Source organism: Streptomyces sp. NPDC001663, from assembly GCF_042893105.1.
Taxonomy (GTDB): domain Bacteria; phylum Actinomycetota; class Actinomycetes; order Streptomycetales; family Streptomycetaceae; genus Streptomyces.
In genome coordinates, this window is sequence record NZ_JBIAUR010000004.1 from 190628 (window position 1) to 206369 (window position 15742).

12 protein-coding genes are annotated in these 15742 nt (G+C 72.4%); 4 read left to right on the plus strand and 8 right to left on the minus strand.

The genetic code is table 11. The features are described 5' to 3' along the window. Positions 1-28: 28 nt before the first annotated feature. Positions 29-844 carry a Tat pathway signal sequence domain protein gene (locus tag ACFY1L_RS14820; protein WP_388823241.1) on the minus strand — a complete coding sequence of 272 codons (816 nt, stop codon included), beginning with the start codon at positions 842-844 and terminating at the stop codon, positions 29-31. Between the two features lie 181 nt (positions 845-1025). Here ACFY1L_RS14820 and glgX point away from each other — a divergent pair, with 181 nt between their 5' ends. Then, the gene (gene glgX / locus ACFY1L_RS14825; RefSeq protein ID WP_388823243.1) at positions 1026-3158 is read left to right on the plus strand and encodes a glycogen debranching protein GlgX; all 2133 of its coding nucleotides are present in this window, start codon (positions 1026-1028) and stop codon (positions 3156-3158) included. Here the strand turns inward: glgX and ACFY1L_RS14830 are convergent. Next, entirely contained in the window at positions 3133-4371 is a 1239-nt protein-coding gene (locus ACFY1L_RS14830; RefSeq protein ID WP_388823245.1) for an MFS transporter, read from the minus strand. The two genes, glgX and ACFY1L_RS14830, sit on opposite strands and share 26 nt — an antisense overlap. Positions 4372-4452: 81 nt before the next feature. On the opposite strand from ACFY1L_RS14830, the gene treY reads away from it, so the two are divergent. Then, a complete protein-coding gene (treY, locus tag ACFY1L_RS14835; protein ID WP_388823247.1) occupies positions 4453-6810 on the plus strand; it encodes a malto-oligosyltrehalose synthase in 2358 nt (785 codons plus the stop codon). 352 nt (positions 6811-7162) lie between these two features. Next, positions 7163-8413, plus strand: a complete 1251-nt coding sequence (locus ACFY1L_RS14840) for a M14 family zinc carboxypeptidase (RefSeq protein WP_388823249.1) — start codon at positions 7163-7165, stop codon at positions 8411-8413. A gap of 52 nt (positions 8414-8465) precedes the next feature. Here the strand turns inward: ACFY1L_RS14840 and ACFY1L_RS14845 are convergent, their stop codons facing one another. From ACFY1L_RS14845 to ACFY1L_RS14855, 3 genes are all read right to left on the minus strand, one after another. Continuing rightward, positions 8466-8879, minus strand: coding sequence for an SSI family serine proteinase inhibitor (locus tag ACFY1L_RS14845; protein ID WP_388823251.1), 414 nt, complete (start codon positions 8877-8879; stop codon positions 8466-8468). Next, positions 8876-10240 (minus strand): M14 family zinc carboxypeptidase, encoded by a 1365-nt coding sequence (locus ACFY1L_RS14850; RefSeq protein WP_388823253.1) that lies wholly within the window; start codon positions 10238-10240, stop codon positions 8876-8878. Before ACFY1L_RS14850 ends, ACFY1L_RS14845 begins: the two co-directional genes overlap by 4 nt. Positions 10241-10389: 149 nt before the next feature. Further along, the gene (locus tag ACFY1L_RS14855) at positions 10390-10941 is read right to left on the minus strand and encodes an FHA domain-containing protein (RefSeq protein ID WP_388823255.1); all 552 of its coding nucleotides are present in this window, start codon (positions 10939-10941) and stop codon (positions 10390-10392) included. A 173-nt stretch (positions 10942-11114) separates the two neighbouring features. Here ACFY1L_RS14855 and treZ point away from each other — a divergent pair, with 173 nt between their 5' ends. Continuing rightward, complete coding sequence (treZ, locus tag ACFY1L_RS14860; protein WP_388823257.1) at positions 11115-12860, plus strand: malto-oligosyltrehalose trehalohydrolase; 1746 nt, start codon at positions 11115-11117, stop codon at positions 12858-12860. Positions 12861-12866: 6 nt separating this feature from the next. Here the strand turns inward: treZ and ACFY1L_RS14865 are convergent, their stop codons facing one another. The 3 genes from ACFY1L_RS14865 to ACFY1L_RS14875 form a co-directional block, all read right to left on the minus strand. Further along, positions 12867-13808: an aminoglycoside phosphotransferase family protein gene (locus tag ACFY1L_RS14865; protein ID WP_388823259.1), complete on the minus strand. Its 942-nt coding sequence runs from the start codon at positions 13806-13808 to the stop codon at positions 12867-12869. A gap of 48 nt (positions 13809-13856) precedes the next feature. After that, positions 13857-14984 carry an aminopeptidase P family protein gene (locus tag ACFY1L_RS14870; RefSeq protein WP_388823261.1) on the minus strand — a complete coding sequence of 376 codons (1128 nt, stop codon included), beginning with the start codon at positions 14982-14984 and terminating at the stop codon, positions 13857-13859. A 117-nt stretch (positions 14985-15101) separates the two neighbouring features. Beyond that, complete coding sequence (locus ACFY1L_RS14875) at positions 15102-15719, minus strand: LysE family translocator (RefSeq protein WP_388823263.1); 618 nt, start codon at positions 15717-15719, stop codon at positions 15102-15104. Between the last annotated feature and the right edge of the window lie 23 nt (positions 15720-15742).

The window sequence follows — 15742 nt, forward strand, 5'->3', positions numbered from 1 at the left end:
CAAGTTGGAAAAGTGAACGGAAAGCGGCTCAGCCGCGGTGGAGCTCGGCGACCTTGCGGGCACTGAGGTCGATGACCAGGTTCCTGGCGTCGATCCAGGGCCCGTTGACGACCTTCGGGAACAGCCGCACGCAGCGGTGTTCGCCGCACTTGTCGAGCACGGCGGGCTGCGCGCCCGGCGTGGCCCGGTACACGGCGCCGTTGAGCAGCAGCTGGTCCGGCGAGGTGAGCTCCTTGCCGGTGGCGTCCTTGTAGTCCGCCTTCAGGCCCGCGCCGAGCGGGTCGGCGATCAGGAGACTTGCGGCCTCGGCGTTCTCGGCACGGCTCATCGGCGGCTGCACGCCGTGCTGGGTGCCGGTCTCCTCGACCTTGCCGGTGTCGAGGTTGACGGTCTTGGTGACGAGGGTGTCGTTCTTGTAGTCGTAGAACGTCACGTCGGCGCGCCGCGGCGCGTTCGGGTCGTCCGTCTCGTCGTTCTCGGGGTCGGCGAGGTCGACGGTGAGGCGCTGCGGGCCGCGCTTGCCGTCCACGTTCTCCGCGGAGTTCAGCAGCTGCCGGTTCGCGGCGATCTGCTCGGCCCGCTTCGTCTCGTCGTCGGTCAGCGGGTCGTTGCCCTTGCCCTTGTCACCCTCGGCGGGCGCCTGCTGCACGACGCCGGGCCTGACCGCCCCGTCCTGCCCCTGTCCCGCCTGCTGTGCCGCCTGGGAGCCGGCCTTTGCGCCCCCGGATTCGTCGGCCCCCGCCGTCCCCGGCAGTGTGATTCCGACCATCACGGCGGTTCCGGCCACCGCTATGGCCGCACCGGCCACCACCTTGCCCAGATGGCGGTGCACTATCTTGCGCACATCTTCCCCCTACTCCCCCTTCATCCCCGGGAGTACGTGTTTGCCCCACTGGTTCGGCATACTGCGTATGCACTGGTCGATCGGTAAGAGGGACGTAAGTCATAGGTGGTTCCATCACTTTCGGGGACACTCGACGCCAAGGCACCCCCGAGGGCGCGCTCCACCTGAAAGAGTCGTATCCATGCAGGTCTGGCCTGGCGAGGCATATCCGCTCGGTGCCACGTACGACGGCGCCGGCACCAATTTCGCGGTCTTCACCGAGACCGCGGACCGAGTAGAGCTGTGTCTGCTGCACGACGACGGCTCGGAGACGGCGGTGGAACTCCGCGAGAGCGACGCGTTCGTACGGCACGCGTACGTGCCCGGCATCATGCCGGGACAGCGCTACGGCTTCCGCGTGCACGGCCCGTACGCCCCCGAGCGCGGTCAGCGCTGCAACTCGGCGAAGCTGCTGCTCGACCCGTACGCCAAGGCGATCAGCGGCTCCATCCGCTGGGGCGAGGAGGTGTACGGCTACCACTTCGACGCCCCCGACAAGCGCAACGACCTGGACTCGGCGCCGCACACGATGACGTCGGTCGTGGTCAACCCGTACTTCGACTGGGGCGACGACCGGCGCCCGCGGCGCGGCTACCACGAAACGGTGATCTACGAGGCCCATGTGAAGGGCCTCACCATGCGCCACCCGGGGCTGCCGGAAGAGCTGCGCGGCACCTACGCGGCCCTCGCGCACCCGGTGATCATCGAGCATCTGGTGGAGCTGGGCGTGACGACGCTGGAGCTCATGCCGGTGCACCAGTTCGTCAATGATCACCGGCTGGTCGACATGGGCCTCAACAACTACTGGGGCTACAACACGATCGGCTTCTTCGCCCCGCACAACGCCTACGCCTCCTGGGGCGACCGCGGCCAGCAGGTCCTGGAGTTCAAGTCGGCGATCAAGGCGCTGCACGAGGCCGGCATAGAGGTCATCCTCGACGTGGTCTACAACCACACGGCCGAGGGCAACCACCTGGGTCCGACGTTGTCCTTCCGGGGCATCGACAACCCCTCCTACTACCGCCTCACGGACGACCCCTGCTACTACATGGACACCACGGGTACCGGGAACTCCCTGCTGATGCGGTCCCCGCACGTCCTGCAGCTGATCATGGACTCGCTGCGCTACTGGGTCACCGAGATGCACGTCGACGGCTTCCGCTTCGACCTTGCGGCCACCCTGGCCCGGCAGTTCCACGAGGTGGACCGGCTGTCGTCGTTCTTCGACCTGGTGCAGCAGGACCCGGTGGTCTCCCAGGTGAAGCTGATCGCCGAGCCCTGGGACGTCGGCGAGGGCGGCTACCAGGTGGGCAACTTCCCGCCCCTGTGGACCGAGTGGAACGGCAAGTACCGCGACACGGTGCGCGACATGTGGCGCGGCGAGCAGCGCGCGCTCGCGGAGTTCGCGTCCCGGCTGACCGGCTCCTCGGACCTCTACCAGGACGACGGCCGCCGCCCGCTGGCCTCGATCAACTTCGTGACCTGCCACGACGGCTTCACCCTGCACGACCTGGTCTCGTACAACAACAAACGCAACAAGGCCAACGGCGAGGACAACCGGGACGGTGAGAGCCACAACCGGTCGTGGAACTGCGGCGCGGAGGGCGAGACCGACGACTCCGAGGTGCTGAAGCTGCGGGCCCGCCAGATGCGGAACTTCGTCGCCACCCTGATGCTGTCCCAGGGCGTGCCGATGATCAGCCACGGCGACGAGTTCGCGCGCACCCAGCGCGGCAACAACAACGCGTACTGCCAGGACAACGAGCTGGCCTGGGTGAAGTGGCTGGACCCCGACGCCGAGGAGGAGGACCCGGGCGTCGGCGAGCTGCTGAAGTTCACCCGCGCGATGGTGTGGCTGCGCAAGGACCACCCGGTCTTCCGCAGGCGCCGCTTCTTCCACGGACGGCCTGTGGAGGGCACCCACGACGAGCTGTCGGACATCGCCTGGTTCACTCCCGAGGGCAAAGAGATGACCCAGCGCGACTGGGACTCGGCGCCGGCCTCGGCGCTGACCGTGTTCCTCAACGGCAACGCGATCTCCGAGCCGGGCCAGCGCGGGGAACGGATCACCGACGACTCGTTCCTGCTGATGTTCAACGCCTCACCCAAGACGCTGGACTTCGTGGTGCCGGTCAACCACGGCCGCCAGTGGCAGGTCGTGGTCGACACCGCCCGGGCGGACGGGGTACCGCCGGGCACCGGCCCGAAGGTGCAGGCCGGGGACCGGCTGACGCTGGTGGACCGAAGCCTTACGGTGCTGCAGCGGCCGGTCTAGGGGTCGGTTCGGTGGTCCGATCGGTGTACGGCTTCGGGCGGGCCGTCAGCGCGATCGCGGACGCGAGTGCGGCGGCCAGGCTCGCCACCCCGAAGGCGGCCGCGGGGCCGTGGGACTCGGCGAGGCGGCCGGTGACGGCGACCGCGAGGGCCTGGCCGCCGACGATCGCACTCGTCGCGACGGCCATCGCCTCGGCCAGCCGTCCGGGCGGTACCGCCCGCTCGGTGAGCCCGAACACCGTGATCAGGTGCGGGGCGTAAGCGACGCCGAGGAGGGTGACGACCGCGTACAGGCCGACCATGCTGTCCGCCCACAAGAGAGGCAGAGACAGGGCGAGAGCTGCAGCGGTCGCCAGCCGCCATCGGGTGGCGAGAGCGACTTGCGCGGGCACGGCAGCCATGGAGAGCCCCGCGACAGCGCTCATGACACCCATCGCGGCGTAGACGAGTCCGGCCTGGTCGGAGTGGTTCAGCTGCTCGGTGAGCGCGGTGATGCCGGATTGGCATGCCCCGAACATCGCGCCCTGGAGGGCGAGGGCGGCACGCAGGGGGTGGATCGAGCGGGGGATGCGGGAGCGGGGGGTGGAGACGGGTGTGGGTGGGGGCGTCGACCCCGCCGTCGGATGCAGCGCGAAGCCCGTGCCGCACACGGCCACCAGGACGGCCGCCGCCGCCATGGCGAACGCGGGATCCGCCAGGACCGCTGCCAGGCCGACCAGCGCCGGGCCCAGGACGAAGGAGATCTCGTCGAGGGTGCTCTCGAAGGAGAGCGCGGTACCGATCGTCGTGTCAGAGGCTCCGGCTCGGCGGGCCAGCGCCACGAGCCGAGTGCGGCCCAAGGGGCCGATCAGCGGCACCGTCGCGCCCGCCACCGCACCGAGGAGAGCAAGCCACGGTGCCGGTAGCTTGGCCAGCGCACCGCAGGTCAGCGCGGTGATCGCGAGCGCGTTGGTGACGGAGAAGGCGAGTACGACCGTCCGCTGGCCGTGCCGGTCGGCGAGCCGGCCCACCAGCGGGCCGCAGGCCACCTGCCCGAGCGCGAGCGCCCCGCCGGTCAGTCCCGCGGCGGTCAGCGACCCGCTGGTGCGGGCGACGAGCAGCACACTGCCGAACTGGATCGTGGCCGTCGGCAGCCGCCCGAGGAAGGACACGACCGGCAGCAGCGGCCCGGTCAGACCGATGACGTTTTTGTACGTTCGCCTCGTGGTCCCCATCGCTCGAAGCTAGCCACGCGCGCGTGCACCCGTGGAGGGGACGATGACACGAAGGGCGGCAGGGCGGGTACGTAGGTTTGCATGACACCTGAGCGACCCGACCCCACGGTGCCCACGGCCACCTACCGGCTGCAGCTGCAGCCCGAGTTCCCGTTCGCGGCCGCGGCGGCCGTCGTACCGTACCTGGCCTCGCTCGGCGTCTCGCACCTGCACCTGTCGCCCGTGCTGGAGGCCGTGCCGGGCTCGGGGCACGGCTACGACGTCGTGGACCACGCGCGCGTGCGCGAGGAACTGGGCGGCGAGGAGGGCCTGCGCGCGCTGTCGGGCACGGCGCGGGAACACGGCCTCGGTCTCGTCCTGGACATCGTGCCGAACCACATGGCCATGGCCCCGCGCCACAACCGCGCCCTGTGGGAGGTACTGCGCGAGGGCCCGAAGTCGCCGTACGCGCGCTGGTTCGACATCGACTGGGAGGCGCAGGGCGGCCAGATGCTGCTGCCGGTACTGGGAGGCCCGCTCGGCTCGGTCATCGGTGAGCTGCAGGTCGACGGTGACCTGCTGCGCTACTACGACCACGCGTTCCCGCTCCGCGAGGGCACCGAGGAACTGCCGCTGCCGCAGCTCCTGGACGCACAGTGGTACCGCCCGGTGTGGTGGCGGCTGGCCCGCACCGAGCTCAACTACCGGCGCTTCTTCAGCATCTCGGAGCTGATCGGGGTGCGGGTCGAGGACCCGGAGGTGTTCGAGGCCACGCACGCGAAGGTGCTGCAGCTGCTGCACGAGGGCGTGGTCGACGGGCTGCGGATCGACCATCCCGACGGGCTCGCCGACCCCGACGGGTATCTGCGGCGGCTGCACGAGGCGACCGGCGGCCGCTGGACGGTCGTGGAGAAGATCCTCGCCGACGGGGAGCCGCTGCCGGCCTCCTGGCCCGTCGCGGGCACCACCGGCTACGACGCCCTGCGGCACGTCGACGGCGTCTTCACGGACCCGGCCGGGTTCGGCGAACTCCTCGGCCAGTACCGGCGGTTCGCGGCCCCGCAGACCGACCGGGGCGGCGACTGGGCGGCGACGGTGCGACGGGCGGCGTACAAGGTGATCACGCACGAGCTGGCCGCCGAGGTGGACCGGCTGACCCGGGTGGCGAGCCGGCTGTGCGCCACCGCGCCGGATCCCGCGCTGCGCGACCGCGCTCCCTGGGCGCTGCGCACGGCGCTGCAGGAGCTTCTCGTCCGGCTGGAGGTCTACCGGCCGTACACCTCCGGGGACGCCGCAGCTGTGGTCACCGAGGAGGCCGCGGCCGAGGCCCGGCTCGCCTTCGTCGTACCGGAGGAGGCGGGCGCGGTCGACGTCGTACGGAATCTGGTGCTCGGGCGGCACGGCGACGGGCCCGAACACGTGGAGTTCCGGGCGCGGTTCGCGCAGACCGCCTCCGCGCTGCGTGCCAAGTCCGTGGAGGACACGGCGTTCTACCGCTATGTGCCGCTGCTGTCGGCGACCGAGGTGGGCGGCAATCCGGGGAGTCCTGCGGTGTCCCCGGAGGACTTCCACGCCTACTGCGCGCGCGTGCAGCGCGACTGGCCGGCGACCGGGACGGTCGCGTCGACGCACGACACCAAGCGCAGTGCCGACGTACGGGCGGCGCTGGCCGTGCTCACCGAGTGCCCCGGGCGCTGGGCGGACGTGCTGGCCGAGGTGACGCGCACCGGGGAGGGCGTGCCGGACGCGCAGGCGGCGTGGGCGGCCTGGCAGACGGTGTTCGGGCTCGGCGCGGCGGGCGAAGAGCGCGTGCAGCAGGCCCTGTTGAAGCATGTGCGGGAGGCGGGGCTGTTCACGAGCTGGACGGAGCAGGAGCCGGCCTACGAGGAGGCGGTGGCGGCGTTCGTGGCGGCGGGGCCGTGCGGGGCGCCGGGCGAGCACGTCGTCGCCCTCCGGGCCGCGCTGGAGCCGTACATCCGGGCCAACGTGCTGGGCACGGCCCTGCTCCACCTGACGATGCCGGGCGTGCCGGACGTCTACCAGGGCACGGAGGGCGAGTACCTGGCGCTGGTGGACCCGGACAACCGACGGCCGGTGCGGTTCCCGCCCGAGGACGCCGGCGACAAGGGCGCGGTGACCGCGGCGGCACTGCGGCTTCGCGCGCGCCGGCCCGAGGCCTTCGGCGACGCGGCGACGTACGCCCCGCTGACCGCCGAGGGGCCGGCGGCGGGCCACTGTGTGGCGTTCGCGCGGTCCGGGGAGGTCGTCACGGCCGTGACCCGGCTGTCGCTGCGGCTGGCGGAGGCGGGCGGCTGGCGGGACACACGGCTGGAGCTGCCGCCGGGGCGGTGGTCCGACGTACTGGCCGCGGAGCGGGAGTTCACGGGGCACGCGCGCGTGGAGGAGCTTTTCGGGCGGCTGCCGGTGGTGTTGCTGGAGCGGGTCGATGCCGGGGCGTAGGCGACCCCGCACCGGCGCGGTTGGCCGGCGGCCAACTCACTGTGGGGGCACGCGCGTTCGTCGCACGCTGCTGGATCGTCCCGGGCGCAGGCGCGCACCCGCGTGCGCTCCCGGGGCATGTGCCGACCTGGCGGCGCGTGGTGATGAGCGACGACTCACCCCTCAAGCAGACGCCAACAGCACGCCTACGCCCCCGAGCGCACGGCTTCCGCGTCCCGGCCGGCAGCAATCGCCCTTGCGGCTGACGGTAAATGCATCTGGGCGCCCCCTGGAGCCTCCCCCGCGCCGACCTTGACAGTCAAAGGCCACCGTGGGGTACTGCGGATTGCGAAGCCGGGCGGACGTGTCGGGGGTGAGTCTCCTGCCGCAGCTGCGCTACCCCACCGTGACCCAACTCGTTTCGTCCGCGCAGGCGTTGGCTGCCCAGCGAGCGGGCCTGTGTGTACTGAGACAAGTGGGCGTCTCCCGGGCGGGCAGGCCCCTGCACCTGCTGTCCGTGGGTGATGCCCGGCGTGCCGTACTCGTCGTCGCAGGTGCCCACGCCAACGAGCCGACCGGCGGCCCCACACTTCTCGCGCTCGCCGAACGGGTGCTGCATGAGCGGGAGTTGAGATCCGGCACGTCCTGGCACTTTCTGCTGTGCGCGGACCCCGACGGGGCGAGCCTGCACCGCACCCCGGCACCGCGCAGCCTGTTCGACTACCACCTCGGGTTCTTCCGGCCCGCGGCCGAGGAACAGCCGGAGTGGTCGCCGTCGGTGCTGCCACCGCACCGGCTGCCGCCGGAGACGCGCGCCCTGACCCGGGTCATCGACGAGCTGCGCCCCTACCTCCAGGTGACCCTGCACGGCACCGATCTGGGCGGCAGCTGGGTGCAGTTGACCAAGGACATACCGGGCCTCGCCGAGCCGTTCGCCAAGTCCGCGGCCGAGCTGCACATCCCCGTGGAGACGGGTGCCTCGGACGCCGCGGGCTGGGCCGCGTCCGGACCCGGGGTGCATGTGATGCCCTCGCCCGGCGCGGGCGCCGCGTACCCGAGCATGCCGGACGACGCACGGCACAGCACCTGGTACCACACCCACCGGTACGGCGGCCTGACCGCGGTGGTCGAGGTACCGATGTGGGCGAGCGACCTGGTGGACGAGCCGGCTCCGCACCCGGCGCCGGCCGCGGCGATACGCCGACTCGGGCGTCGCCTGCTGCGGGACGGGCTGGAGGTGGAGCGGGTCCTCACCGAGGCGCTGCCGCGTCTGGAGGGCGTCGAGGGGCCGCTGCTGCGGGCCGCGAAGTGGGCGCTGGAACTGGTTCCGGGCCTGGCCGCGGACTGGATGCACACGCCGCCGGCCGACGACACGATGGCGTACGTGGGCAGCGTGGACGCGTTCGGCCGCCGATTGCCGCTGCGGGCGGCGGCGATGCTGCTGCGGGTCCTCCAGGAGGGCGACGACCGTGCGGCGCCGCGTCTGGAGCGGCTCGTGGCGACCTGGAGCGACGCCTTCGCGGCGCGCTTCCGCGCCCGCTGGGTCCCGCTGGAGCACCAGGTCGAGCACCAGTCCCGGACGGTCGTCGCGGCGGCACTGCACGCGCGCGAACGGGCGTCGTGAGGGCCCGGTCCGAGGCGGGCACGCGCGCGTGCAGGTTGCGGCGATACCGGCGTCAGCCCTCCAGTGCGAACACCGATCCCGTACGCGCGGCCATGACACACCCGCTGGAGAAGGTCTGGGTGTAGTCGACCCGGTGACCGCCCCACTCCCCGCGCGCCTGGACGACCACGGGTGCGTAGATCATCGGGCAGAAGACGTCCTTCTTCTGCGGGAGGCGGGAGATGTCGCCTTCGACGGCCGCCAGCTGCGCACACGCCTCGACCGCTCGCTTGTGCCCGAGGGGCGGGTCGCACAGCAGCAGGGTGCTGTCGGAGTGGATGCCGCCCTTGGTGACCGTCAGATAGAGGTAGTCGCTGTCCCGGAAGGGCTGCTGGGACGCCGCCTGTGCCGGGACCGCGCCGGCGAGGAGTACTGCGGCGGCCAGCAGACCGCCCCGAAACGCTTTCGCTGTGGTGCTGATCGTCATTCCCGATGCATCGGCACGGCGGCCTCGGAACCCCAGCCCGACTCACCCGAACGGGAGCACGCGGGCGCGTACTGCCCGGCGAGTTCGAACGCGGCGAGCACCACCCGGGACTGGTACTCGACCTGGCGCGCGACCGGTACCCAGCGCGCCCCGCAGCCCTCGCGGTAGTCGGCGCACCACTCCTCGATCAGCCGGTCCAGGTCGGGGAGCACACCGGACGGGTCGCGGCCGGCGGCCGTCACGAGCTGGTGCAGCAGTCCCGCGGTGCGCAGGGCCAGCCGCCGTCCGGCGATGCGCAGGGCGGCCAGATGGGCGGTGCTGAGCGGCGGGAGCGGGCGCGCTCCGTCGGCGATGTCCGGGTCCCAGGTGTCGGCGAGGCCGGGGCAGACCAGTAAATAGTCGTCCACCGGGGCGAGCAGACGGGCCGCGTCCGGCGCGCCCGCCAGATGGGGCCGCAGCCGCGCGAGGAGCACCTCCAGCAGCCGCGCGTCACGGCGCAGCGTGTGGCTGACGGTCCGGAGCACGGCGGCCGCGTCGGCGGGCGCGGAGCCGTCCTCCACGGCGGCCACGCCCCACATGGGCGCCTCGACGACCGCCGTCACGGTGCCGTGCCGGTGCGGGTGGAACCAGGTCGACTCGACGGCGGCCTCGGTGATGGCCGCGGCCAGGTCGCCGAGCCGGGGCGGCGGGATCCGGTAGACGGCGGGGCCCAGACACGGCCAGTACAGGGTGTCGTACGGGCCCAGTTCGCGCGGGATGCCGAGGCGGGCCGCGGTGTTCGCGACGCGCCCCGAGAGGCCGGGCAAGTCGTGGGTGAGCTCGACGAAGGCGCCGCCGACGTCGACGCCGTGCAGCGAGCACTGCAGGAAGGGCCGCAGCTCGTCCTGGAGGTCGAGGAGGGTGCGGGTCTCCGGCAGGGCGGCCGCCGCGGCGCCGTCGGGCAGCCACTCGGGCTGCTCCAGGAAGCCCGGCCGGAAGAAGTTCCGGAAGTACCGGCCCATCGTGTACGGGCCCTGCAGCCAGCCCTCGTTGCGGCGCAGCCCGTCCGGGTCGAGGCACAGCAGCAGGTTCCAGGTGGCGTCGGCGCCCTCGGTGAACCGCGGGTCGGCCAGGGCGCGTTCGGCCAGGCGCAGCACGGTGCCGCCGCCGACGGGTTCGTTGGCGTGCGGTCCGGCGACGACGAGGGCCTGGCGGCTGCCGTGACCGATGGAAAGCAGCCACATGGGGGTGCCCGCGCGCGAGGTGCCGACGCGGCGCAGACGGGCGTCCCGGGGACGCCGCGCAACGAGTGCTGCCGCCCGCGCGCCCAGCTCGTCGACGGTCGGGTAGCGGAGGTGGGGCGGCAGGGCACACCTCCACAATGTGGCGCCGTCGGTTCACCTGATGTACATGGCGTACGCACAGTCAGTCACGACTTGCGGACTACGTCAACACCACGGAAGAGAAAGGGGTTTGAGCCATCCGAGCAGGTCAACGCCGTGTCATGCTCAGGCCAAAGCTAAGTCATGGTTCAGTCGGCGGCGAGCCGGAAGGACATGCGTCCGAAGCCGATCTGGTCGCCCTCGCGGACGACGGCGGCTCCGATCACGCGCCGGCCGTTCACCGTCGTGCCGTTGGTGGAGCCCAGATCCCTCAGCACCCACATGCCGCCCTGGCGGCTGAGTTCGGCGTGCACGCGGGACACCGTTTCGTGTGTGAGGCGCAGTCCGTTGGCCGGATCGCGACCGATCCGCAGCGGGTGGCCGCCCGCGGGGTGCGGCAGCAGCAGCTTGGGGAGGCGCTCGGCCTGCCAGGCCCGGCGCAGCCGTACGGTGAAGCCGGAGACCGCCTCCACGGTGCCGAACACCATGCGCGAGAAGCGGCTCTCCTGCGGCAGGTCGGCGGTGAGGGCGGCGAGTTCGTCGGAGCGACGGGCGGCGAGGGCCAGCTCCATGCGGCGGATGAACGTGTCGTGCGACAGCCGTCCCATGGCGACGCCGTCACGCAGCACCTGCAGCGCCTTGTCGCGCTCCGCGTCGGACAGCCGCGCGGGGTACGTGTTGAACTCGAAGGACGACGTCACGTTCGTGATTGTCGGTCAGTGAACCCCGGGTGTCCAGAAAACGAGAAAACGGCCGCCACGCGTGCGTACCTGACGACACCCGCCGTAAAAGGGGTGATTCAAAAGCGGATTGATCTCGTTTGAAGCACCATGGACGGGCTACATCCCGGTGAGCAGACGAAGGGGAACCGTCCGTGCAGTTCGAGGTGTGGGCACCGCAGGCCGGCCGTGTGACGCTCCAGTGCGAGGGCGCCACGCGCGCGTTGGAGCGCGATCCGGAGCGGGAGGGTTGGTGGCGTGGCGAGGCCGAGGCGCGGGACGGCTCGCGGTACGGGTTCGCGGTGGACGACGGCACGGTGCTGCCGGACCCGCGTTCGCGTCGGCAGCCGGACGGCCCGGACGGGCTCAGTGCGGTCGTCGACCACGGGCGGTACGCGTGGCGCAGCGAGTGGGCCGGACGTCCGCTGCCGGGCGCGGTGCTGTACGAGCTGCACGTGGGCACGTACACCCGTGAGGGCACCCTGGACGCGGCCGCCGAGCGGCTCGGGCATCTCGTCGAACTGGGCGTCACACACGTCGAGTTGATGCCCCTGTGCCCCTTCCCGGGGCGGCACGGCTGGGGCTACGAGGGCGTGTCGCTGTGGGCCGTGCACGAGCCGTACGGCGGACCCGAGGGGCTGAAACGGTTCGTCGACCGGGCACACGAACTGGGCCTGGGCGTGGTCCTGGACGTCGTACACAACCATCTGGGGCCGTCGGGCAACTACCTGCCGGCGTTCGGGCCGTACTTCACGGACACGCATCACACGCCGTGGGGCTCGGCGGTCAATCTGGACGCGCCGGGTTCGGACGAGGTCCGGCGGTATCTGCTGGACAGTGCTCTGGCCTGGCTGCGGGACTACCGGATCGACGGGCTGCGGCTGGACGCGGTGCACGCGCTGGCGGACACGCGCGCGTGCCACTTCCTGGAGGAGCTCTCGACCGCGGTGGACGGTCTCGCCGCCGACCTGGGGCGGCCGTTGTTCCTGATCGCCGAGTCCGATCTGAACGACCCGCGGCTCATCACCCCGCGCGCGGAGGGCGGGTTCGGCCTGGACGCGCAGTGGAACGACGACTTCCATCACGCCCTGCACACCGCGCTGACCGGCGAGTCCCAGGGCTACTACGCGGACTTCGGGCGCGCCCCCCTGGCAGCGGTCGCCAAGACGCTCACCGACGGCTACTTCCACGACGGCACGTACTCGAGCTTCCGGGGCCGCCACCACGGGCGCCCTCTGGACCGTACGCGCGTGGCCGCGCACCGGCTCCTGGGGTACAGCCAGACGCACGACCAGGTGGGCAACCGCGCGCAGGGCGACCGGCTTTCGGCGACCCTCTCCCCCGGTCTGCTCGCCTGCGCTGCCGCCCTTACGCTCACCGCGCCCTTCACGCCGATGCTGTTCATGGGCGAGGAGTGGGCGGCGGGCACGCCCTGGCAGTTCTTCACCGACCACACCGACCCGGAGCTCGCCGAGGCCGTACGACGGGGCAGGCGGCGGGAGTTCGCGGCGCACGGGTGGGCCGAGGAGGACGTGCCGGATCCGCAGGACCCGGCGACCCGGGAGCGCTCCTGCCTGGACTGGGCAGAGCCGGAGAGCGAGCCGCACGCGCGCGTGCTCGCCTGGTACCGCCGCCTCATCGCCCTGCGGCACGAGCAGGCCGACCTCACCGACCCGGACCTCGCCGACATCAAGGTGGCGTACGACGAGCAGGAGCGCTGGCTGGCCTTCCGCCGCGGGGACGTCCGGGTCGCCGTCAACCTCGCGAAGGAACCGGCGGCGATTCCGCTCGGCCCGCGGCACGCGCGCGTACTGGCCGCGTGGGAGCCGGTGGAGGCGCCGGGCGCGGACGGGGTGCTGCACGTGCCGGGTGAATCGAGTGTGGTGCTGCTGCAGGGGTGAACGGCTCTATAGCTCGTCGCCCGGGTCGTCCTCCCTGAACTCCGTCACCCGCTCCAGCAGGATCGCCTCCCAGGCGCGGCGGAGTCGGAGGGCGAGCAGGGGCAGGGGATCGGTGGCGTGGCCGGCCAGGTGTTCGGCGAGGCGGACGACGGTGTCGCAGCGGGCGAGCCAGAGGCCGCGCAGGCAGGGGCGGGCGCCGTAGCCGGCGAGGGTGGCGGCGCGGACGGCGGCCGGGGAGCCGACGGCGGTCGCGAGGCCGGCGATGTCCTCGGCGGGGTCGCCCAGGGCCGCGTCGGTCCAGTCGAGGACGCCGCGCACCCGGCCGTCGGCGCTGACGACGAGGTGCTCGCCCCTGAGGGCGTGGTGGACGAGGACCGCGGTGCCGGGCTGGGCGGCGAGCTGGACGGCGGCCGGCAGGGTCAGCTGGTGGAGGCGGGCGGGGTCGAACTCGTCGGCTGCGGCGAGCCTTCGGGCGGCGCGCTCGGCGGCCCGGCGCAGGGCCTCCAGGGAGCGCGGCGCGGCGCGCGGGACGCCGAGCGTCTCGGCCTGCCGGACGGGCACCTCGCGCAGCCCGGTGAGCAGCCCCGCAAGGTCGGCCTCGCCGACGGCGGACACGTCGTGCTCCTCGGCCGTGCCGCCGGGCACCTTGGTGTCGAGCGTGTACGTCAGGCCGGGCGCCCACTCGCCGTGCGCGAGGCTGGTCGGCACGGCGACCGGGAGGTGCGGCCGTACGAGGTCGCGCAGGCGCAGTTCGCGGCGCTGGCGGACGGCGGCCTCACGGTCCGGGGCGAGGCGCAGGACGTGGCGGCTGCCGACCCACCAGGTGGAGTGCTCGCCGCCCTCGGCGACGGGCCGCACGTCCAGTCCGGCGGCGCCCGCGCCGTCCTTGAGCAGGGAACTGACCAGCCGGCGGACGGTGTCCGCGGTGGGTGTCGGTGCCTGGGTCATGGTCGCGCCGTAGTCACTCGGGGGTGTGCTGGGGCTCCTGGTGCTCGCTCAGTCCACTATGACCATTTCGCGGTCGGTGTTGTTGAGACGGCGGCCGCCGTTCTCGGTGACCGTGACGATGTCCTCGATACGCACACCGAACCGGCCGGGCAGATAGATCCCGGGCTCCACGGAGAAGCACATGCCGGGGACGAGTGGCTGCCGTTCACCCTCGATCATGTACGGCGGCTCGTGCGTGGTGACGCCGATGCCGTGCCCGGTGCGGTGGATGAAGTTCTCGCCGTACCCGGCGTCCGCGATGACCGCGCGGGCGGCCCGGTCGACCTCCTGGCAGGCGACACCGGGCCGCACCGCCCGGAAGCCCGCCTCCTGGGCCTCGCGCACGAGGTCGTGCACCCGGCGTTCCTCGTCGGTGGGCTCGCCGACGTGGACGGTGCGGGAGGTGTCGGAGCCGTAGCCGTCCTTGAGGCCGCCGAAGTCGAGGACGACCATGTCACCGTGTTCGATGACGCGGTCGCCGACCTCGTGGTGCGGGTTGGCGCCGTTCGGTCCCGAGGCGACGATGGTGAAGTCGACCTGGGAGTGGCCGAACTGCCGTAGCAGATCGGCGAGATCGGCACCGACGTCGGACTCCTTGCGGCCTGCGAAGGGAACTTTCCGGATCTCCTCGAACGCCCGGTCCGCGGCCGCGCCCGCGGCCGCCATCAGGTCCAGTTCCGCCGCGTCCTTGACGGCGCGGAGCATCGGCAGGGCCTCGGTGAGGGAGGCGTAGTCGGTGTCGGGCAGCGCCCGCTGCAGGCCGAGCAGGTGCATCGCCCAGGCGTTGTCGCTGATGCCGAAGCGGCCGGTGCTGGCGAGGAGGGCGGCGGTGGCGGCGTAGGGATCCTTGCCGTCGGTCCAGTCGCGCAGGGCGAGGGCGGGTGCGCCGGGGGCCTCTGCGGCGTCCGGGGCCTCCAGCGTGGGGACGACCAGGACGGGGGCCCGTCCATGGGCGAGGACGAGCAGGGTGAGCCGTTCGGTGACCGCGGTGGGCGCGTATCCGGTGAGCCACACCAGGTCGGGCCCCGGTGCCACCAGGAGCCCGGCGAGACCGGCGTCGGCGGCCACCCGCGCGGCCCGGTCCATACGGGCCCGGTAGTCGTCGGCGGTGAAGGGCGCGCGCGTGCTGCCGGTCATCCGGGCCTCCCGGGGCGGGTGAAGGGACCACAAGGGACTACGGGCAGCATCCTGCCCGTACGGAGAGGGCGGCGCGACCGGTCTGCGGGTCTTTCGCACGCTGTGCGGGCCATGCCGTCAGCTCTCCAGGGCGAGCCGGACGCCGAGGAGCAGCAGCACGCCCCCGGAGACCTGTTCCAGGCGCCGGCGCACCCCGGCGCGGGACAGCACGGCCCGCATCCGGCCCACGAACCACACGTACAGGCCGTAGAAGCCGACCTCGTAGACCGCCCAGAGCGCGGCCAGCCCGACCATGGCCGGCAGGTGCGGGGCACCCTCGGGCACGAACTGCGGCAGGAAGGACATGGCGAAGATCGCCGCCTTGGGGTTGGCGAGGTTGAGCAGCAGCCCGCCGCGGTAGGCGGCCCAGCCGCTCTTCTCGGCGCCCTCCCAGCCTTCCGCGGCTTCCTTGCCGCGGCGCGCCTGCCGCAGCGCCTGGATGCCGAAGCCGACCAGGACGACCGCGCCGACGATCCGCATCGCGTCGTACGCCACCTCGGAGGCGGCCAGCAGCGCGGTCAGGCCGAACGCGGCGACGACGCCCCAGACGAAGACACCCGTCTCGTTGCCGAGCACGGTCAGGAAGCCGGAGCGTCTGCTGCGCAGCGACTGCTTGATGATCAGCACCGTGCTGGGGCCGGGCGAGGCGGCGATGAGCGTGCAGGCACCGAGGAAGGCGAGGAGGGAGCTCAGCATGGGGGTCATCGTGGCCCACGCCA